The following is a 19625-nucleotide window of genomic DNA, read 5'->3' as shown; positions in this document are numbered from 1 at the left end:
AAGTTATGTAGAGAGTACAGATGAAGTGTTACTCGTTTTATTTTGAAATATAAGTAAATATGTTAAAATTAATAATGTAAACGTTTTTAAAGAAAGGTTAATTTTATGAAAAAGGAACAAGTGCTGATTGGTTTGGGAGTTGCAACTGCAATAGTAACTGCTTTTAATGGTCATGTCCAAGCAGATGAGGTTACAAATAAACAATCGAATAAAACTACTGTCAGTCAATCAGAGACCAAAAAGGATGTTGAAGTTTCAGAATCAGATGTAAAAAATGCAGAAGTCAAACTAAACAAAGCAATTGATGAAGAAAAGAATGCTCAGAAGATTGTTGATAAAACGCAACAAGAGTATGCATCTGCTGTAACAAATAAGAATAAAGCAGATGACGCTTTGAAACAAGCTCAAGAATTTGCTAAGCAAGCTACACCTGAGAAAATTAAAAATGCAGAAAAGGATCTTGCCGCAAAACAAGTAACTGTCAAGAAAGCCGAAGAAAATTTGGCTGGAGCAAAACAAGGTGAGAAACAAGCTCAGACAAGTGTCGAGAACCAACAAACAGTTGTTAATAAGGCAAAAACTCAGGTTGCTCAAAGAGCAGCAGACGTAAAAAAGGCACAAGACAAAGTAAGGGTAGCAGAGAATTCTTTTGATTGGAATACATTACGTGAGGTCCAACAAACTGCTGGGGAATTGGATGCGAAGGTGAAAGCTGACCAAGCTAAAGTGAGTTCTTTAACTAGTGAGTTCTCAAAAGCACAACAAGAAAGAAAAGCACTTGTAGAAAGAGGAAATAAGAACCGTTCTACTCTTGAAAAGAATTTAAAATCAGCTGGGAATGAGTTTTTAACAGTTACGGTCCCTCACGAGATTCAATCAAATTCTGTTAGCGAGAGTGATTCCAAGACTCCGCCACTTGAGGAAAAAACTTTTGTAGGAAGTGATGGGAAGACATATTATGTTGCTGCAAATGAAGATGTGAATTTTAGCGGAGAAAGAACAGAAACTATCGTTGTTTCATCTAAAGATTATGTCAGCGATCCTCATGTGGTTGATTATAAAAAGGTTTCTGAAGAAGTTCGTAAATACTTAATTGAATTGCGTAGAATCAATGGTATTGATATTCCAGTGCCAGCTGTGACTGACAAAGCTCTGAGATATGCAAGAGCGAGAGCAAATGAAATGGTGGCAAATAATAAATTGTCACATGATACAAAATTGAAAAATCAAGATTTTGGTTTTAAGGATGCGACTGAAAATGCAACAGCTGGTTCGGTTCCAGAAAAGAGCCTGTTAAGTGAAAAAGAACTTGCTTATAAAGAGGTCCTATCTTACTTTAATGATTATAGTAATGCCTCGTTATATGGCTCATCAGATCCAAAAGAAGCACATAGACGTAACTATGGTCATAGAATTCCATTGCTAGCAGCTTCTGGGACAGGAATGGCTGTTGGAGCATCCTCTAGCGAAAGAACAAGCTATGGCAATTATGGAGTGTTAACATTTATTAGTGAGAATAAAGATGTTTATGGAATACTTCCTTCTGGAGCTAAAGAGTATAGTAGTTATTTTTTAGCAAGAGCAGAAAATAAAGATAGTAATCCAGATTATAGCGAATTTTACTTTAATGGGAAACGAGTAAAATTCTTACCTAAAATAACCTTCCGTTATGTTTGGAATGAAATCACACATCCTAAAAATCCAGATTATACAAAAGCTAAAGAGGCTCTGGATAATTTTAACAGAAAACAAAGGAATGAAGAGACCATAGTAAATGGGAAAATATCGTCTTTCAACAATAACCTTACCATTGCTAAAACGACTTTAGATAAAGATCAAAAAGAACTAGACAAAAATAAAAAGCGTCTTGCAGATTTAACAAAACAAAATCAATCTAAGTTAAACGTTTTAAAATTTGCTAAATCTGAGTTTAGTAAACAACAAACTATGCTAAATGCTGCTAAATCTGAACTTTCGAAGCAAGAATCTCAATTAAATCGATTGAAAACAATCAAGAATAATAAATCTCATGCTAGTAAGAATGCGGAACAGTCATTAGCTAATGCTAAAAAGTATTTGACAAAGGCACAACAAGATGTCATTGACCTCAAAAATGCTCCAAGAAAACTCGACGATGCTAAAAAACAATTGATTAGAGCTAAACAAAAGGTTGAGGAATCTAAAAAAGCACTTGAAAATGCAAATGTTAAACTAAAAAATGCAAAAGCTAAAAAAGATGCTGTTAAGAAAGAATACACGAAAGTATCTGAAGCATATAAACAATATTTATTGTTAAAACAAAAAGCGGCTTCGAAAGGAAGTTGGATTCAATCCTCTGGTCGTTGGTGGTACAGACACAACAATGGTTCTTATACAACTAATGGTTGGGAACTAATCGACAGTACATGGTATTATTTTGACAGTTCAGGATGGATGCAAACAGGCTGGGTAAAAACAGGCGGTTCATGGTATTATCTTAATTCTTCAGGTGCAATGAAAACAGGCTGGGTAAAAACAGGTGGATTATGGTATTACCTCAATTCTTCGGGAGCAATGCAAACAGGTTGGTTTAGTGTCTCAGGGAAATGGTACTATGCATATGGTTCAGGTGCCTTAGCAATCAGTACAACTACACCAGATGGTTATAAAGTGAATTATAACGGGGAATGGATTAGATAGACAAATTAAAAGTTATATAATGTTACTTAGTATATATTATTTAAAGTATTTGTAAAGAATTACAAATGAATATAGGTTACCAATTATAACAGATTTTGAGAACAATTTTAAAACAATAATAAAAGTCAACACCTTTTTAGAATGTATAGGTCGAATAGTTCACAATTTAAGAAAAAATTGAAATTAATTTTTCAATCATGTTTCCAAGCACATTTCTTGAAACCCTTTCCTCCTTCTGATAGACTAATACATAGTTTGAAAAAAAGGAGACTAAACATGAAAAAATTTGTTGCTGAATTAATCGGTACATTTATGCTTGTGTTCATCGGAACAGGAGCTGTTGTTTTTGGAAATGGTGTTGAAGGTCTTGGACACCTTGGAATTGCTCTTGCCTTTGGTTTAGCAATCGTAGTTGCAGCTTTCTCAATCGGAACTGTTTCAGGTGCTCACTTGAACCCAGCTGTTTCTATCGCTATGTTTGTTAACAAACGTTTGTCATCTTCAGAACTTGTAAACTACATCCTTGGACAAGTAGTTGGTGCTTTCTTAGCATCAGGATCTGTGTTCTTCCTCTTGGCAAATTCAGGTATGTCAACTGCAAGTCTTGGTGAAAATGCCTTGGCAAATGGTGTAACTGTCTTTGGTGGTTTCTTGTTTGAAACAATCGCAACATTCTTGTTTGTTTTGGTGATCATGACTGTAACATCAGAAAGCAAAGGAAATGGCGCAATCGCTGGTTTGGTGATCGGTTTGTCATTGACAGCTTTGATTCTAGCTGGCTTGAACATCACTGGACTTTCAGTAAACCCAGCTCGTAGTTTGGCTCCTGCTGTATTGGTAGGTGGCGCAGCTCTTCAACAAGTTTGGATTTTCATCCTTGCACCAATCGTTGGTGGAGTTCTTGCAGCCCTTGTTGCTAAAAACTTCCTTGGAACTGAAGAATAATTGAAACTTAAAAAGCCTTGCTTCTCATCTTGAGGAACAGGGCTTTTTCGTATTATACTCTTCGAAAATCTCTTCAAACCACGTCAGCTCTATCTGCAACCTCAAAACAGTGTTTTGAGCTGACTTCGTCAGTCTTATCCACAACCTCAAAGCAGTGATTTGAGCAGCCTGCGTCTAGCTTCCTAGTATGCTTTTTGATTTTCATTGAGTATGAGTTTAGCGGTTGTCAATTTTCTCTGGATAGAGGTCGTGTTGGAAGAGGCGTTGTTCTGCCAATCCTTCATACTTGGTTCCAGGTCTACCGTAGTTGTAGTAGGGGTCGATTGAAATGCCACCGCGAGGTGTAAATTTTCCCCAGACTTCTAAATAGCGAGGGTCTAGCAAGTTGACCAAGTCTTTCCCGACAGTGTTGATACAGTTTTCATGAAAATCTCCATGGTTTCGGTAGCTAAAAAGGTAGAGTTTGAGGGATTTTGACTCGACACAGAGCTTGTCAGGAATGTAGGAAATATAAATAGTTGCAAAGTCTGGCTGAGCAGTGATGGGACAAAGTGAGGTAAATTCAGGGCAGTTGAACTTGATGAAATAGTCATTTTCCACATGACGATTGTCAAAGGATTCGAGGACTTGGGGTTGATATTCGAAAATGTAGTTGGTTTCTTTGTTGCCCAGGAGGCTGAGGTTTTTCATTTCTTCTTGTTGTGACATGATTTTTTCTTTCTAATCTTAAACACCACGTTGGTTGTCGTAGAGGAGGGTATGGAGTTGAGGAAGGACGCGGACATTGCCCCAGCTATCGTCGGCAGCGACATGTTCCCAGAGTTCTTTGAGGCGGTCCAGTTGGTCTTGGACAATATTGCCTGTAGCCTTGGGCTCAGGATTTCCCGCCGATAAGAAGAGGACATCTGGTTGGTAGCGTTCTTGAATATTTTTGGCGAAGGCTAGATCTGCATCATCAAAGACAGGGATTTTAAAGGTTACTTTGTCTGGGTCTAGTTGTGAAACGATAAAGTCCAAGGTCTCAAAGTTGACTTCCATCTTGGAGGAAGGAGGCTTAGGACTCAGAGTGACTTGGTCGATATCTTTTAACCAATTTTGCCAGCGGGATCCCTGGGTCTCAACAGCCAGAGTGACCCCACGTTCCTTGAGTTTGGTGACCAGTTGAGCCATATTGGCTGCTAGGATAGCAGGATTTCCCCCAGATAGGGTGACATAGTCGTAGCTTCCTAGTTTGTCTAACTCAGCGATTACTTCATCAGCTGTCATACGAGTTGGTTTTTCAGAACCGTCCCAAGTAAAGGCAGAATCGCACCAGTCGCAGTGGTAGTCGCAACCAGCAGTGCGGACAAACATGGTTTTCTGGCCGATAGCACGACCTTCACCTTGAAAGGTAGGCCCAAAAATTTCTAGAACTGGTAGTTTGAGGACACGTTCCTTAGTCATCTAACCACTCCCGTCTAAACTCTGCAAAGGCAGTCGGAGTTTCATAGAGGCGAACATATTCCAAACGGAGACCGCGCTCGTCTGGCAGCTCTTGGCTCATGGTTTGGAAAATCCAGTAAACCATATTTTCAGCAGTCGTATTCATGTAGGGCAGGGTTTCATTGAGATAGCGATGATCCAAGTGGGGCTCTAAGTAGTCCTTGTAGATAGCTTTGATGTCTCCGAAATCGTAGGTCATACCTCTATCATCTAAAAATCCACTGACAGCGATTTGCAGATGATAGGTGTGACCGTGTAGGGATTTGCATTTTCCTTCATAGTGAAAGAGGTGGTGGGCAGCATCGAAGGTAAATTCTTTTGAGACTAAGGTTCTGTGAGGATTGTAGACAAGAGATTCCCCAGTTTCTTGTTTGATTTCTTTGGGGGCAAAAAACATCAGGCTTCTCCTTTCTGAGAGAGATAAACCTCTAAACCATGTTGGCGTAGATGGCAGGCAGGACAATCTCCACAACCAGTACCGATAATCCCATTGTAGCAGGTCAAGGTCTTCTCACGAACGTAGTCAAAGGCACCAAGTTGGTCAGCTAATTCCCAAGTTTCAGCCTTGTCTAGCCACATGAGAGGCGTTTGGATCACAAAGTCGTAATCCATGGCAAGGTTGAGCGTGACATTGAGTGATTTGACAAAGACATCCCGACAGTCAGGATAACCTGAGAAGTCTGTTTCGCACACTCCTGTCACGATATCCGTAATTCCACGCTGTTTGGCAAGGACTGCCGCAAAGGACAGAAAGAGATGATTGCGGCCGTCAACGAAGGTATTAGGAACCTCTCCTTCTTTTTGCTCAATTTCTAAATCTGAAGTCAAGGCATTTTCAGTAATTTGTCCTAGCAGAGACATATCTAGGATATGATGACGAATTCCTTGTTCCTCAGCGATTTCTTTGGCCACTTGAATTTCTAAATGGTGGCGTTGACCGTAGGCAAAGGTAACGGCTTCGACCCTTTCATAGTGTTGCTTGGCCCAGAAAAGGCAGGTTGTTGAATCTTGACCGCCACTAAAGACGACCAAGGCTGATTGACGTTTCATAGTACTCCTTCCAAAATGGGAAATGTTCAGAGCACGCAAAAAGCTCCCCAGAGGGAGCTAAAAAATACCAAGTAGAGGTTTTTTTTAGCGATGGCATGTCCCAAACATCGTAATATTCTAATTACAGTCTAGCATATTTTTTGAAAAATGGCAAAGGGCAAGAAAAAAGAGACCAAATAAATGCATTTGGTCTCTCCTTTGATTAACTCAATTCAGCAACGATAGCTTTGATTTGTTCAGCAGTGTGGACACCTGCCACTTGTTTAACAACTTGTCCATCTTTCTTGAAGAGAAGAGTAGGGATAGACATAATGCCGAATGCACGAGCTGTATTCGGATTTTCGTCAACGTCCATTTTAACGATCTTCAAGACATCTTCTGAAAGTTCTTCAGACAATTTGTCCAAGATTGGACCTTGCATACGACATGGACCACACCAAGTAGCCCAGAAGTCTACCAAGACCAATCCGTCTTTAGTTTCTTGTTCAAATGTTGCATCTGTAATTGCTTTTGCCATAGTATTTCTCCTTTTTAATTATATTGGCTTAAATCTTGTTTCATGAGATAGAAGAAAACATCTCCATAAGTCCCATGGTAGTCCAGAACATGACCATTGTAGGTTAGTTTTTGGACAGGGTAATAGTCGGCGACACCAATCAGGCAGGCATGTTGAGAACGTTCAAATTCTTCGTATGAATCGAAGGTCATTGTTCTCTGTTGCTTGCTGGCGTCTAAATAAGTGATTTCAATCATAGGATTCTCCTTTGCTAAATCATGTCTTCATTTTACTCCTTGGAAAAAGGAATGTCAAGAAAATTGATTGCGCACGCAAGTTTTTTGAAAAATTTAGAACAACCAGTCTGCTTTTGTAGCTAGGCTTTCTTCAACAGCTTTTTGTAAATAGGCAAGAGTGGTCTGGCCCTCCTTAGTGAGGCAGATAAAACTAGCTCGCTTGTCTTGGTCGCAACATCTCCGACTCAGTAAAGCACAGTTTTTGGCTTCTAGGCGTGCTACCATCCGTGAGACAGCACTTGGGCTCAGATGGAGTTTGTCAGGCAGGTCAATCTGTCTCAAAGATTTTTCTTGAGCCTGATGTAAAAAGTGCAAGAGATAGAATTCTTTGAGCGTTAGATTTTGGTCGCTCTGATCAGCAATCGTTTGCTCTAAAATAGCTTCTAGCTCTACTTGTCGGCGGTTGAAGTCGAACCATTTTTCTAAGTAAGTCATGTTAATCTCCTTTCCTCTATAATAGTTATAAATAGCTTTATATATCTAAGATGCTTGCGCACGCAATTAGTATACAACTTTTTCCATGAGATAGCAAGAAGGATGTTTCTTGTGTATTTCCTTGAAATTTTCTGAAAAAGGAGTAAACTGGTATGCAGAAAGTCTATTTTTGGAGTATTCGATGAAGTTATATGTTCAGTTAATGATTCTCTTTGTGATTTCTCTAATCGGTGAAGGAATCTCTAGCTTTTTCCATTTGCCTATTCCTGGAAGCATTATCGGTTTGATTATTTTATTTTTAGCCTTGCAGTTCAAGTGGTTGCGGGTACGTCATGTCAACATGGTTGGGAATTTTCTCCTAGCTAATATGACTATTCTATTTTTGCCTCCTGCAGTTGGGATTATGGAGAAATTTGATGTGATTGCTCCTTATTTATTGCCCATTGTCTTGATTGTCTTTTTTGCAGCAGTTATCAATATTATCTTGATTGCGCTTGTAGTTCAGTTTATCAAAAAGCGTTATGAAGGTGATTACGAAGAAAGAGGTGCCAAATGAGCGAATTTGTATCCAATCCACTTTTTGGGATAGCCTTGTCTATTTTGGCTTATCTTGGAGGCATGATTATCTTTAGACGGTACCCTCATCCTCTGACCACTCCCTTGCTGCTAGCAACTTTATTTATCATTATTTTTCTAAAACTGACTGGTATTTCTTATGTTGCCTATTATCAAGGTGGGGTCTACCTCAATAACTTGATTGTTCCCTCAACAGTAGCTTTAGGAATTCCTCTTTATAAGAGTTTTCACCTCATGAAACACCATGTTAGAAGTATTCTACTCAGCAGTTTCCTTGCTGTTGTTGTAAATACAGTTTTTACAGCTTTAGTTGCAAAATTTTTCGGTATGGATTTCTTCTTGGCGATTTCGCTTTTCCCAAAGTCTGTAACGACGGCCATGGCTGTTGGAATAACGGATAAGCTACAAGGGATAGCGACGATCACCTTGGTAGTTGTGGTAGCAACTGGCATTTTGACTAGCGTTATTGGACCAACACTTTTAAAATGGCTCAAGATTGACGACCCAGTAGCTGTTGGTCTTGCTCTTGGAGGAACTGGTCACGCAGTTGGGACTGGAACAGCTTTTAGCTATGGACCAGTTGCAGGTGCTATGGGAGGACTAGCCATCGGTGTCACCGGTATTCTCTATGTATTTGTAAGTCCCATCGTAGCAGGTTTGATATTGAGTTAAAAAATAAGAATGTTATATTTCTTTGTGTAAAAAGAAGCCCCTAGCTTTATTTGCTAGGGGCTTCATTCATTATTGTAAGTTTACTTTGTTCTTTAAAATATAGTAGGTACCAAGATAGAAGCCGACGCTAAGGATTAAGTCTTTGAAAATTTCAAAGGATAATACCCAATTGTAGTCGAAATCGATGCGAAGATTGAGGGTGACAAAGCCAAGAACAATTTGGATAGCGATGTAGGCGACAGCCGCAAGAGCTGTACGGTATTCATTAAAGAGTTGACCGATAGAGATAGAAAAGTAGATACAAAGGATACTTGCAAGAGTGTTAAAAATATAGGAAATCAAGGCTAACCAGAAATCATCTTGATAATTTTTGAGAATAAACTCGGCAACGTTGGATATGAAGGCGTCTGGTTGAATCATAGCAATGATAATGTAAAGACTCAAAAGAAATACTACTGTACTTGCCAAAGACCAAACAAAGGCTCCAAGGAGTTTAGAGGAGAGAATCTGGTGCTCAGATACTGGAAGGGTGAGGGTTAGATAGCCACGACGATCATAAACGCTTCCTTTAAATCGTTGAATAATCAAAATCAAGGTTGAGATACCCAAAGTAATAACCAGACCCCCAAAAACCAGAGATAGAAAGACTAACATGACAACGCCCTTGTCTTGATAATAGGTGCTTGAGAGGGTGCTGCCCTGAATTCCTATGATGACAGAGAGGGAGAGCACAGCAGCATAGAGGGCTAAAAACCATTTGTTGACATTTTTAAATTCATAACGAACTAAATTCCAAAACATAATAATCTCCTTTATCTAGGCTTTGAATTCGTGACGGAAGAGCTGGTCAATTGATTCACCTGACTCGTAACGAATATCATCCACATTTCCTTGACGGACGACTTTTCCGTCCTTGAGGAAGATAATCTCATCCAAGATTGGTTCGATGTCCGAAATCAAGTGAGTTGAAATCAAGACAGTCGAAGTTGGAGAGTAGTTGTTGATGATGGTGTTCAAGATGTAGTCACGAGCTGCGGGATCGACACCACCGATTGGTTCGTCAAGGACGTATAGACGAGCATCACGACTCATGACAAGAATCAACTGAACTTTTTCTTTGTTCCCTTTTGAGAGTTTCTTGAAACGGCTATTCTCATCGATACCAAGGTCACGAAGAAGACCTTGAGCACGATCCAGATTGAAATCTTTATAGAAGGTCTTGAAAAAAGTAAGAGCTTCTTTGACCTTCATTTGCTCGTTGAGATAGGTCGTATCAGGTAGATAAGAAACGATAGCCTTAGTTGCTGGGCTTGGTTCCATGCCATTGATGAGGATACGCCCTTGCTCTGGTTGGAGTAAACCGTTGATTAGTTTAATCAGGGTTGTTTTTCCGGAACCGTTTGGGCCGAGGAGACCCACAATCTTCCCTGCCGGGATTTCAAGGGAAACATTTTGAAGAGCAGGGCTTGCTCCATAGAATTTTGAAACATTTTCAAACGTTAACAAGGTCATAGTCTAAACTCCTTCAATATAATCTCTTAAAACAGTAGGTAGTTCTTCTTTTTTATAGCCAAATTCTACCATGCCTGTTACAAACTGTTGCAACTGTTCTTCAGAAAGTTGCTTCCGGGATTGGAGGATTAGGTCCAAATCCTCGGTGACAAAACGCCCTGCAGTCCGCTTGGTGTAAACGAAGCCTTCTCTTTCTAGGTCTGATAGGGCACGTTGGATGGTATTAGGATTGACGCCAGCCTCGCTAGCCAGTTCTCTGACAGTTGGCAGTTGTTGGTTGGGTTCTAGTTTATGAGAAACGATTTGCAGTTTGATCTTATCCATTATCTGCAAATAAATGGGTTTGTTGTTATCAAATGTCCAGGGCATCACGGTCTCCTTTCAACAATTTCTTTTTGTATCACTTAAATAATACAACTAAACAAAAAACTTGTCAAGCCAAAAGGAGAATTATTTTGGGAATTGCTTAAAAAATGGTATAATGAAAAGAAAACGACAAGGAGGGGAAGGCATGCGTTGTCCAAAATGTGGCGCTACTAAATCAAGTGTTATCGATAGCCGTCAGGCTGAAGAAGGAAATACGATTAGAAGAAGACGTGAGTGTGAAGAATGTCAGCATCGTTTTACGACCTATGAACGTGTAGAAGAAAGAACGCTGGTTGTAGTCAAAAAGGATGGCACACGGGAGCAATTTTCAAGAGATAAAATCTTTAACGGGATTATTCGTTCGGCTCAAAAACGTCCGGTGTCTAGTGATGAGATTGGCATGGTGGTCAATCGTATCGAACAAAAACTCCTCAGTCGCAATGATAATGAAATTCAAAGTGAAGATATTGGTTCTCTTGTCATGGAAGAATTGGCTGAACTGGATGAAATCACTTATGTTCGTTTCGCCAGCGTCTATCGTAGCTTTAAAGACGTGAGTGAGCTCGAAAATCTTCTCAAACAAATTACGCAATCTTCAAAGAAGAAAAAGGAAAAATAAATGAAGCCTAATGATCGTTTTTCTTTTCTAAAGAATAATCGGGTGTCGCAAGATCCCACAACTTTGGTGCAGTGCTACCTCCCGATTATCGGTCAGGATGCGCTGAGTCTTTACCTTTATACCTTAGCTTTTTGGGATAATGGCCAAAAAGAACACCTGTTTGCAGCTATCCTCAATCATCTCAATTTTGGGATGGATAGGCTGTTAAAGGCTTTTAAAATCTTATCAGCCTTCAATTTGGTTACCCTCTATCAAAAGGGTGACGGCTATGAACTTGCTATTCATCCAACGCTTTCTAGCTCGGATTTCTTGCGTCATACGGTTTATCGTACCTTATTGGAGAAAAAAATTGGTGAGCCAGCAGTTTCTGATTTGCGCCAAGAGCAGGCAGGCGGAGAGCCTTTGACTGTTCCTTTGAGTCAGGCCTTTCCAGAGATAGAAGAATTGGCTAGTCATGATGAGACACCAGTAAAAGCTGATTATAAAAATGATTTTGATTTGGAGCATTTTCGTCAGCTCATGGCGAGAGATAAACTCCGTTTCCAAGATGAACAGTCAGATGTCTTGGAGTTATTTAAAATTGCTGATGAGAAAAAATGGACCTGGTTTGAAACCTATCAACTAGCTAAAGGAACAGCTGTTTCACAAGTTATTTCTGTCAAGCGCATGCGTGAAAAATTAGCGCAAGAGTCTGTTGCATCGGACTTTAGTCCCCAAGAAGCGACCATTATCCGAGAAGCTAAAAGTAAAACTGCCCTGCAATTTTTAGCGGGGATCAAACAAACCCTAAATGCTGGAATTATCCAAGCCGAACGCGATTTGTTAAAACAGATGGCGGACTTGGGCTTGCTTGATGAAGTCATTAATGTTGTTATACTTTTGACCTTCAATAAGGTTGATTCGGCCAATCTCAATGAAAAATATGCCATGAAAGTGGCTAATGATTACTCTTATAACAAGATTCGTTCTGCTGAGGAAGCTGTACTTCGAATCAGAGAGAAAAATCAAAAGGGGCAGGAACAAAAATCAGCGAAGCCAAGCCAAGCCAAAAGCAATGTCCCAAAATGGAGTAATCCAGAATATAAAAATGAAACTAGCGAAGAAACTCGCTTGGAGTTAGAACGTAAGAAAAAAGAAATGTTAGATCGATTAGGAAAAGGAGGAGACTAGATGGAAAGTGTAGGAGATGTACTTAAAGATCATCCCAGCCGTTTTCAATATCAGGACCTGGTTCAGCAGATTGTAAAAGATCCTGATGTTGCGGCTTTTATCCAGAAGGAATCTCTCAGTCAAGAGGAATTGAATCGTAGTATCTCTAAGTTTAACCAATACATCACCGAGCGAGATAAGTTTCTTCGCGGAGATACTGACTATATCGCGCGTGGCTATAAGCCCATTCTAGTTATGAATCATGGTTACGCAGATGTATCCTATGAGGAAACTCCGGAACTGATTGCGGCTGAGAAAGAAGCGGCTATCAAGAACCGTCTCAGACTGATTAATCTTCCAGCTAGTCTTAAAAAAGCTAGTTTGGCTCAAGTTGATTTGGATGATTTGGGACGTTTGCCAGTTTTTGAAAAGCTCTTTACCTTTGTTGAGCAATATCCAGAAGTCCGTAAAGGTCTCTATCTCTATGGAGACTTTGGTGTTGGGAAGAGCTTTATGGTAGCTGCCCTAGCTCATGATTTGTCAGAAAAACGTGGTGTTTCATCAACCCTTCTTCACTATCCTAGCTTTGTCATTGATGTCAAAAATGCTATCGGTGATGGGAATGTTAAGAATTTGGTGGATGAAATCAAGCAAGCTGAAGTCTTGATTTTGGATGATATTGGTGCGGAGCAATCAACGCCTTGGGTGCGTGATGAAGTCTTACAAGTCATTCTCCAATATCGTATGCAGGAAGATTTGCCAACCTTCTTTACCTCAAATTTCAATTTTGAAGATTTGGAAAAACATTTTGCTAAAGGCAAGAACGGAAACGATGAAACATGGGAAGCTAGACGCGTTATGGAGCGTATCCGCTATTTAGCAGAAGAAACACGACTAGAAGGAGAAAATCGCCGATGAGTGAAACAATCACCTTAATGAAATCTCATACCTCGGTTCGCAGATTTAAAGAAGAAGCGATCCCTCAAGAGGACTTGAATGAGATTTTATCAGCTGCCCAAATGGCTTCTTCTTGGAAAAATTTCCAATCTTATTCTGTGATTCTAGTCAGAAGTCAAGAAAAGAAAGATGCTCTTTTTGAGCTGGTTCCTCAGGAAGCGATTCGTCAGTCTGCCGCCTTCCTCCTCTTTGTAGGAGATTTAAACCGTGCAGAAAAAGGGGCTCGTCTCCATACCGATACTTTCCAACCTCAAGGGGTGGAAGGACTCCTCATTACTTCTGTAGACGCAGCCTTGGCTGGACAGAATACCTTGCTTGCGGCAGAAAGCCTTGGCTATGGTGGAGTAATCATCGGTTTGGTGCGTTACAAATCTGTTGAATTAGCAGAATTGTTCAAGCTTCCTGACTATACCTACCCAGTTTTTGGGATTGCACTTGGTGTGCCGAACCAAAAACATGATGTAAAACCAAGATTGCCACTAGAGAATGTTGTTTTTGAGGAAGAATACCAAGAACAAACAACTGAGGCTATTGAAGCCTATGATCGTGTGCAGACTGAATATGCAGGAGCTCGTGCGACGACCACTTGGAGTCAACGTCTTGCAGAGCAATTCGGTCAGCCTGAACCAAGCTCAACTAGAGAAAATCTTGAACAAAAGAACTTATTGTAGAAAGTGAGAAAACATGGCCTTACCAACTGTTGCCATCGTAGGACGTCCCAATGTTGGGAAATCAACCCTGTTTAACCGTATTGCAGGGGAACGCATCTCAATCGTAGAAGATGTCGAAGGAGTGACACGGGACCGTATCTATGCTACTGGTGAGTGGCTCAACCGTTCTTTCAGTATGATTGATACTGGAGGGATTGACGATGTTGATGCTCCATTTATGGAACAAATTAAGCACCAAGCAGAGATTGCCATGGAAGAGGCAGACGTCATCGTCTTTGTCGTTTCTGGAAAAGAAGGAATCACAGATGCAGACGAATACGTAGCTCGTAAACTCTATAAGACTCATAAACCGGTCATCCTTGCAGTCAACAAGGTGGACAATCCAGAGATGCGAAATGATATCTATGATTTTTATGCACTAGGCTTGGGTGAACCATTGCCAATTTCATCTGTACACGGGATTGGTACAGGGGATGTATTGGACGCTATCGTCGAAAATCTCCCACACGAAGTCGAAGATGAAAATCCAGATGTCATTAAATTCAGCTTGATTGGTCGCCCAAATGTCGGAAAATCTAGCTTGATTAATGCCATTTTGGGAGAAGACCGCGTCATTGCCAGTCCTGTAGCTGGTACAACTCGTGATGCCATTGATACGCATTTTACAGATGCTGACGGTCAAGAGTTTACCATGATAGATACGGCAGGTATGCGTAAGTCTGGTAAAGTCTATGAAAATACAGAGAAATACTCAGTTATGCGTGCCATGCGTGCTATTGACCGTTCAGATGTAGTTTTGATGGTGCTCAATGCCGAAGAGGGTATCCGTGAGTACGACAAACGTATCGCTGGATTTGCTCACGAGGCTGGTAAAGGGATGATCATCGTGGTTAACAAGTGGGATACACTTGAAAAAGATAATCATACTATGAAAAACTGGGAAGAGGATATCCGTGAGCAGTTCCAATACTTGCCTTACGCACCGATTATCTTTGTTTCGGCTTTGACCAAGCAACGTCTTCACAAACTCCCAGAGATGATTAAGCAAATCAGCGAGAGTCAAAATACACGTATCCCATCAGCTGTCTTGAATGATGTGATTATGGATGCTATTGCTATCAACCCAACACCGACAGACAAAGGGAAACGCCTTAAGATTTTTTATGCGACTCAAGTGGCAACTAAACCACCGACCTTTGTTATCTTTGTAAACGAAGAAGAATTAATGCACTTCTCTTACTTGCGTTTCTTGGAAAATCAAATCCGCAAGGCCTTTGTCTTTGAAGGAACACCAATCCATCTGATTGCAAGAAAACGGAAATAAAATGATGAAAAGAAGAAGGTTCTCAGACCTTCTTTTTTGTAGAGGATATCAAGAGCGTAGGACTAAATTTGTCATCAAATTAACATCATTTTCCTGGTCCTTGTCACGGTTTTGTAATGGAAATGTACTTTCTTTGTAAGATTCAAAATGCTATAATGCTCTAAACAATTTTCCTTGCATAAGGAGGTTATTATGAAAAAAGATAGATTGTTAAAGAATCCTTTCTTGGTGCGTCTACTTGGATTGCTGATGGCATTTTTCTTCCTATCAGCATTTACTGCACCTGAAAAACCAGACTATGGTATCTATGACCCAAATCATTATTTGACAGAGGAAGTAGTTACTCAGATTCGTGATTTGAATGAAGCCAATAGTCAAAAGGCAGAAAAGCTCCAAATAGGTGTCTATATCGTAGATAGTCTGGAAGGAGAAAGCATTGAAACGGTGGCTAATGAAACTGCCAGGGCTTGGAAGATTGGCTATTCAGGAGATAATTTTGGAAGTCTCATTGTAGTAGCTGTTCAAGACCGTAAATCAAGAATTGAAACCAGTAATAACACCGCCATTAGAATAACGGACTATCAAACCAAGCAGATCTTGGCAGCCAGCCGTACAGATTTCAAAACTGGTGACTATGGTAAAGGAATTCTAGCGATTGCCAAAGGATTGGACAATCAGTTTTATAGAGGAAGTGGGACCTTCTCGTCTGATGATGACTCCTCTGATATCAAACGTTATTCTGAAAGTATCAGTGGCAAAAAATCGAGTCGCAATAGTAGCTCGTCTAGTCATCGTAAGAACAGTGACCCTATGGACAATGTGTTCGGAGTCGGGATAATCATTTATTTCATTATCGTATTTATAGCCATTATTAGAGGAGGCGGCGGTGGCCGAGGAGGAGATTCCTCTGACGGAGGATGGTGGTTTAGTGACTCATCCGACTCAGGTTCTTCTTGGTCAGATTCAGGCTCAGACTCTTCTAGTAGCTGGGACGGTGGTGGCTTCGATGGCGGTGGTTCATCCGATGATTGGTGATGCTCGTATAAAATTTAAGAAAATAAGTAGGTTTAGATATGAAAAATAAAGGAATCATTTATGTGTTGAGCATTTTGCTGGCTATTATCTTGCTTGGCGGTTGCTCAGTAGTAGGCACTTATAACGGACTTGTCTCTGAACAAACCAAGGTCGAACAAGCGCAAGCCGATGTAGCGACAGCTCTTCAACGTCGTTCTGACTTGATTGGAAATCTGGTAGAGTCTGTTAAGGGACAAATGAACCATGAGACAGAGGTTTTCACTAGGATTGCAGAAGCAAGAGCTAAGATTGGAAATAGTTCAGTTACATCCACAGAAAATCAGGAAGCTCAAGGAGAGTTGAGTTCCGCTATTTCACGATTGATCTCGCTAACAGAAAATTATCCAGAGCTCAAGAGCAATCAAAATGTGGAACAACTGATGACGGAGTTGTCTGGAAGTGAAAATCGTATCTTTGTAGCCCGCAAGGATTACAACAAAGCGGCAACAGAATACAATCAAAAATTAAGAAGCTTCCCAACAGTTCTTTTCGCTAACATGATGAACTTTAAAGAGGCAGAAACCTTTAAAGAAAGCGAAGAAGCTAAGACAGCTCCAAAGGTTGATTTTGGCAATTCTACAACCAAAGAATAGGCTTGAAATTTCTAAAAGAAAATTGATGATTAGCAATTGTTTGATCATTTACAACAAAAGGCTCTAAATGAGCCTTTTTTATCTTGTATAAACATGGATTCTTTCTTGAAAAAGTTGGTCAAATATGCTACAATAAAAAGAACATTCTAAAATATTCAGAATTTAAAGTAAGGAAAAAAATGGCAAATTTATTAAAAACAATCATCGAAAATGATAAAGGGGAACTTCGCCGCTTAGAAAAAATGGCTGATAAAGTCCTCAAATACGAAGATGAAATGGCTGCTTTGACAGACGAGCAGTTGCAAGCTAAGACAGAAGAATTTAAGCAACGTTATCAAAATGGTGAAACGCTTGATCAACTCTTGTACGAAGCCTTTGCGGTTGTACGTGAGGGAGCTAAGCGTATTCTTGGACTTTTCCCATACAAGGTTCAGGTTATGGGTGGTATCGTTCTTCACCATGGTGACGTTCCAGAAATGCGTACCGGTGAAGGGAAGACCTTGACAGCGACAATGCCTGTATACCTTAATGCCCTTGCAGGCAAAGGGGTTCACGTAGTTACCGTCAACGAATACCTTACAGAACGTGACGCGACTGAGATGGGTGAGTTGTACTCATGGCTTGGTTTGTCAGTAGGGATCAACTTGGCTGCAAAATCTCCAATGGAGAAAAAAGAAGCTTATCTCTGTGACATTACGTATTCAACAAACTCAGAAATTGGTTTCGACTATCTTCGTGATAACATGGTTGTTCGTGCGGAGAACATGGTTCAACGCCCACTTAACTATGCCTTGGTCGATGAGGTTGACTCTATCTTGATCGACGAGGCTCGTACACCATTGATCGTTTCAGGAGCTAATGCAGTTGAAACAAGCCAACTTTACCACATGGCTGACCACTTTGTGAAGTCTTTGGATAAAGATGACTATATCATTGATATTCAGTCTAAGACAATCGGTTTGTCTGATTCAGGTATTGACAAGGCCGAAAGTTTCTTCAAGCTAGAAAATCTTTATGATATCGAAAATGTGGCTTTGACTCACTTTATTGACAACGCCCTTCGTGCCAACTACATCATGATTCTTGATATTGACTATGTGGTCAGCGAAGAACAAGAAATCTTGATTGTCGACCAATTTACAGGTCGTACCATGGAAGGTCGTCGTTACTCTGATGGTTTGCACCAAGCGATTGAAGCTAAAGAAGGTGTGCCAATCCAAGATGAGACTAAGACATCAGCATCGATTACCTACCAAAACCTTTTCCGTATGTATAAAAAATTGGCAGGTATGACAGGTACTGGTAAAACAGAAGAAGAAGAATTCCGCGAAATCTACAATATCCGTGTTATTCCAATTCCTACTAACCGTCCAATCCAACGTATCGACCATTCAGACCTTCTCTACGCTAGCCTCGATGCAAAATTCAAGGCTGTAGTAGAAGATGTTAAGGCGCGTTACCAAAAAGGTCAACCTGTCTTGGTAGGTACTGTTGCCGTTGAAACCAGTGATTTTCTTTCTAAGAAATTGGTTGAAGCAGGCGTACCTCACGAAGTATTGAATGCTAAAAACCACTATAGAGAAGCGCAAATCATCATGAACGCTGGTCAACGTGGTGCGATTACAATCGCAACCAACATGGCTGGTCGTGGTACTGATATTAAGCTTGGTGAAGGGGTTCGTGAACTTGGTGGTCTTTGTGTCATCGGTACAGAACGTCATGAGAGCCGTCGTATCGATAACCAGCTTCGTGGACGTTCAGGTCGTCAAGGTGATCCAGGTGAGTCACAGTTCTACTTGTCACTCGAAGATGATTTGATGAAGCGTTTCGGTTCAGAACGTTTGAAAGGTGTCTTTGAACGTCTGAATATGTCTGACGAAGCCATCGAATCTCGTATGTTGACACGTCAGGTCGAAGCAGCGCAAAAACGTGTTGAAGGAAATAACTACGATACTCGTAAACAAGTCCTCCAATATGATGACGTTATGCGTGAACAACGTGAGATCATCTACGCACAACGCTATGATGTTATCACTGCAGAACGTGACTTGGCTCCTGAAATTCACGCTATGATTCGCCGTACGATTGGACGAATTGTCGATGGGCATGCTCGTTCTAAACAAGATGAAAAACTTGAAGCAATCTTGAACTTTGCCAAGTACAACTTGCTCCCAGAAGATTCGATTTCACTTTCAGACCTAGAAGGTTTGTCAGACCAAGCTATCAAGGATGAACTATACCAACGTGCATTGAAAGTCTACGATAGCCAAGTTGCGAAACTTCGTGATGAAGAAGCTGTGAAAGAATTCCAAAAAGTCTTGATTCTACGTGTTGTAGATAACAAGTGGACTGACCATATCGATGCCCTTGATCAGTTGAGAAATGCAGTTGGTCTTCGTGGTTATGCTCAAAACAACCCTGTCGTGGAATATCAAGCGGAAGGCTTCCGTATGTTTAATGATATGATTGGTTCGATTGAGTTTGATGTGACTCGCTTGATGATGAAAGCACAAATTCATGAACAAGAACGACCACAAACTGAGCATCATATCAGTACGACAGCAACTCGAAATATTGCTGCGCAACAGAAAGATCTTCCAGCTGATTTGGACCTCAGTCAAGTAAAACGTAATGACTTGTGCCCATGTGGATCTGGTAAGAAATTTAAAAACTGTCACGGTAAACGACGTTAAGAATGACTAATTTTCAGGCGGATGCCTAGTGAAAAG

The 19625-nt window shown here is 40.5% G+C and carries 22 protein-coding genes; 12 read left to right on the top strand and 10 right to left on the bottom strand.

The window, feature by feature from the left end; genetic code table 11:
- Positions 1–105 precede the first annotated feature (105 nt).
- On the top strand, positions 106–2679 hold the full coding sequence (locus ACESNQ_RS04435) for a hypothetical protein (RefSeq protein ID WP_373075306.1): 2574 nt from the start codon (positions 106–108) through the stop codon (positions 2677–2679).
- A gap of 276 nt (positions 2680–2955) precedes the next feature.
- A complete protein-coding gene (locus ACESNQ_RS04430; protein ID WP_373075304.1) occupies positions 2956–3624 on the top strand; it encodes an MIP/aquaporin family protein in 669 nt (222 codons plus the stop codon).
- A gap of 216 nt (positions 3625–3840) precedes the next feature.
- On the opposite strand, the gene queF is transcribed toward ACESNQ_RS04430, so the two are convergent.
- The 7 genes from queF to ACESNQ_RS04395 form a co-directional block, all read right to left on the bottom strand.
- Positions 3841–4332 (bottom strand): preQ(1) synthase, encoded by a 492-nt coding sequence (gene queF / locus ACESNQ_RS04425; protein WP_373075302.1) that lies wholly within the window; start codon positions 4330–4332, stop codon positions 3841–3843.
- A gap of 18 nt (positions 4333–4350) precedes the next feature.
- The gene (gene queE / locus ACESNQ_RS04420; RefSeq protein ID WP_373075300.1) at positions 4351–5067 is read right to left on the bottom strand and encodes a 7-carboxy-7-deazaguanine synthase QueE; all 717 of its coding nucleotides are present in this window, start codon (positions 5065–5067) and stop codon (positions 4351–4353) included.
- Positions 5060–5503, bottom strand: coding sequence for a 6-carboxytetrahydropterin synthase QueD (gene queD, locus ACESNQ_RS04415; protein WP_000464566.1), 444 nt, complete (start codon positions 5501–5503; stop codon positions 5060–5062). Before queD ends, queE begins: the two co-directional genes overlap by 8 nt.
- Complete coding sequence (gene queC, locus ACESNQ_RS04410; RefSeq protein WP_004250769.1) at positions 5503–6156, bottom strand: 7-cyano-7-deazaguanine synthase QueC; 654 nt, start codon at positions 6154–6156, stop codon at positions 5503–5505. The genes queD and queC overlap by 1 nt, the downstream gene beginning before the upstream one ends.
- A gap of 202 nt (positions 6157–6358) precedes the next feature.
- Positions 6359–6673, bottom strand: coding sequence for a thioredoxin (gene trxA / locus ACESNQ_RS04405; protein WP_001029581.1), 315 nt, complete (start codon positions 6671–6673; stop codon positions 6359–6361).
- A 14-nt stretch (positions 6674–6687) separates the two neighbouring features.
- The gene (locus tag ACESNQ_RS04400; RefSeq protein ID WP_373075297.1) at positions 6688–6909 is read right to left on the bottom strand and encodes a DUF4649 family protein; all 222 of its coding nucleotides are present in this window, start codon (positions 6907–6909) and stop codon (positions 6688–6690) included.
- Positions 6910–7002: 93 nt separating this feature from the next.
- Complete coding sequence (locus ACESNQ_RS04395; protein ID WP_373075295.1) at positions 7003–7383, bottom strand: MarR family transcriptional regulator; 381 nt, start codon at positions 7381–7383, stop codon at positions 7003–7005.
- A gap of 181 nt (positions 7384–7564) precedes the next feature.
- Between ACESNQ_RS04395 and ACESNQ_RS04390 the strand changes: the two genes are divergently transcribed.
- Together ACESNQ_RS04390 and ACESNQ_RS04385 are read left to right on the top strand one after the other, a co-directional pair.
- Entirely contained in the window at positions 7565–7939 is a 375-nt protein-coding gene (locus ACESNQ_RS04390; protein WP_004250774.1) for a CidA/LrgA family protein, read from the top strand.
- Positions 7936–8631, top strand: a complete 696-nt coding sequence (locus ACESNQ_RS04385) for an LrgB family protein (protein ID WP_373075293.1) — start codon at positions 7936–7938, stop codon at positions 8629–8631. Before ACESNQ_RS04390 ends, ACESNQ_RS04385 begins: the two co-directional genes overlap by 4 nt.
- Before the next feature lie 69 nt (positions 8632–8700).
- Here the strand turns inward: ACESNQ_RS04385 and ACESNQ_RS04380 are convergent, their stop codons facing one another.
- Genes ACESNQ_RS04380 through ACESNQ_RS04370 form a run of 3 tightly spaced genes read right to left on the bottom strand, consistent with a single transcriptional unit; the run spans position 8701 to position 10512 of the window.
- On the bottom strand, positions 8701–9432 hold the full coding sequence (locus tag ACESNQ_RS04380) for a hypothetical protein (protein ID WP_373075291.1): 732 nt from the start codon (positions 9430–9432) through the stop codon (positions 8701–8703).
- A 15-nt stretch (positions 9433–9447) separates the two neighbouring features.
- Positions 9448–10143 carry an ABC transporter ATP-binding protein gene (locus ACESNQ_RS04375; RefSeq protein ID WP_371500385.1) on the bottom strand — a complete coding sequence of 232 codons (696 nt, stop codon included), beginning with the start codon at positions 10141–10143 and terminating at the stop codon, positions 9448–9450.
- 3 nt (positions 10144–10146) lie between these two features.
- Complete coding sequence (locus ACESNQ_RS04370) at positions 10147–10512, bottom strand: GntR family transcriptional regulator (RefSeq protein WP_314944351.1); 366 nt, start codon at positions 10510–10512, stop codon at positions 10147–10149.
- 142 nt (positions 10513–10654) lie between these two features.
- On the opposite strand from ACESNQ_RS04370, the gene nrdR reads away from it, so the two are divergent.
- The 8 genes from nrdR (at position 10655) to secA (ending at position 19589) form a co-directional block, all read left to right on the top strand.
- Positions 10655–11128 (top strand): transcriptional regulator NrdR, encoded by a 474-nt coding sequence (gene nrdR / locus ACESNQ_RS04365; protein WP_004250782.1) that lies wholly within the window; start codon positions 10655–10657, stop codon positions 11126–11128.
- On the top strand, positions 11129–12298 hold the full coding sequence (locus ACESNQ_RS04360) for a replication initiation and membrane attachment family protein (protein ID WP_373075288.1): 1170 nt from the start codon (positions 11129–11131) through the stop codon (positions 12296–12298).
- The gene (dnaI, locus tag ACESNQ_RS04355; RefSeq protein WP_281137485.1) at positions 12299–13195 is read left to right on the top strand and encodes a primosomal protein DnaI; all 897 of its coding nucleotides are present in this window, start codon (positions 12299–12301) and stop codon (positions 13193–13195) included.
- The gene (locus ACESNQ_RS04350; RefSeq protein WP_006153056.1) at positions 13192–13905 is read left to right on the top strand and encodes a nitroreductase family protein; all 714 of its coding nucleotides are present in this window, start codon (positions 13192–13194) and stop codon (positions 13903–13905) included. The genes dnaI and ACESNQ_RS04350 overlap by 4 nt, the downstream gene beginning before the upstream one ends.
- Before the next feature lie 13 nt (positions 13906–13918).
- Positions 13919–15229, top strand: a complete 1311-nt coding sequence (der, locus tag ACESNQ_RS04345) for a ribosome biogenesis GTPase Der (protein ID WP_004250788.1) — start codon at positions 13919–13921, stop codon at positions 15227–15229.
- A 192-nt stretch (positions 15230–15421) separates the two neighbouring features.
- The gene (locus tag ACESNQ_RS04340; protein ID WP_373075285.1) at positions 15422–16264 is read left to right on the top strand and encodes a TPM domain-containing protein; all 843 of its coding nucleotides are present in this window, start codon (positions 15422–15424) and stop codon (positions 16262–16264) included.
- 38 nt (positions 16265–16302) lie between these two features.
- On the top strand, positions 16303–16896 hold the full coding sequence (locus ACESNQ_RS04335) for a LemA family protein (RefSeq protein WP_373075283.1): 594 nt from the start codon (positions 16303–16305) through the stop codon (positions 16894–16896).
- A gap of 179 nt (positions 16897–17075) precedes the next feature.
- Positions 17076–19589: a preprotein translocase subunit SecA gene (gene secA, locus ACESNQ_RS04330; RefSeq protein ID WP_006155883.1), complete on the top strand. Its 2514-nt coding sequence runs from the start codon at positions 17076–17078 to the stop codon at positions 19587–19589.
- Positions 19590–19625: the final 36 nt, after the last annotated feature.

It is taken from the genome of Streptococcus infantis, from assembly GCF_964243025.1.
GTDB lineage: Bacteria > Bacillota > Bacilli > Lactobacillales > Streptococcaceae > Streptococcus > Streptococcus infantis_N.
The sequence above is the reverse complement of the archived record's forward strand: the minus strand, read 5'-3'. Positions and strand labels throughout refer to the sequence as shown.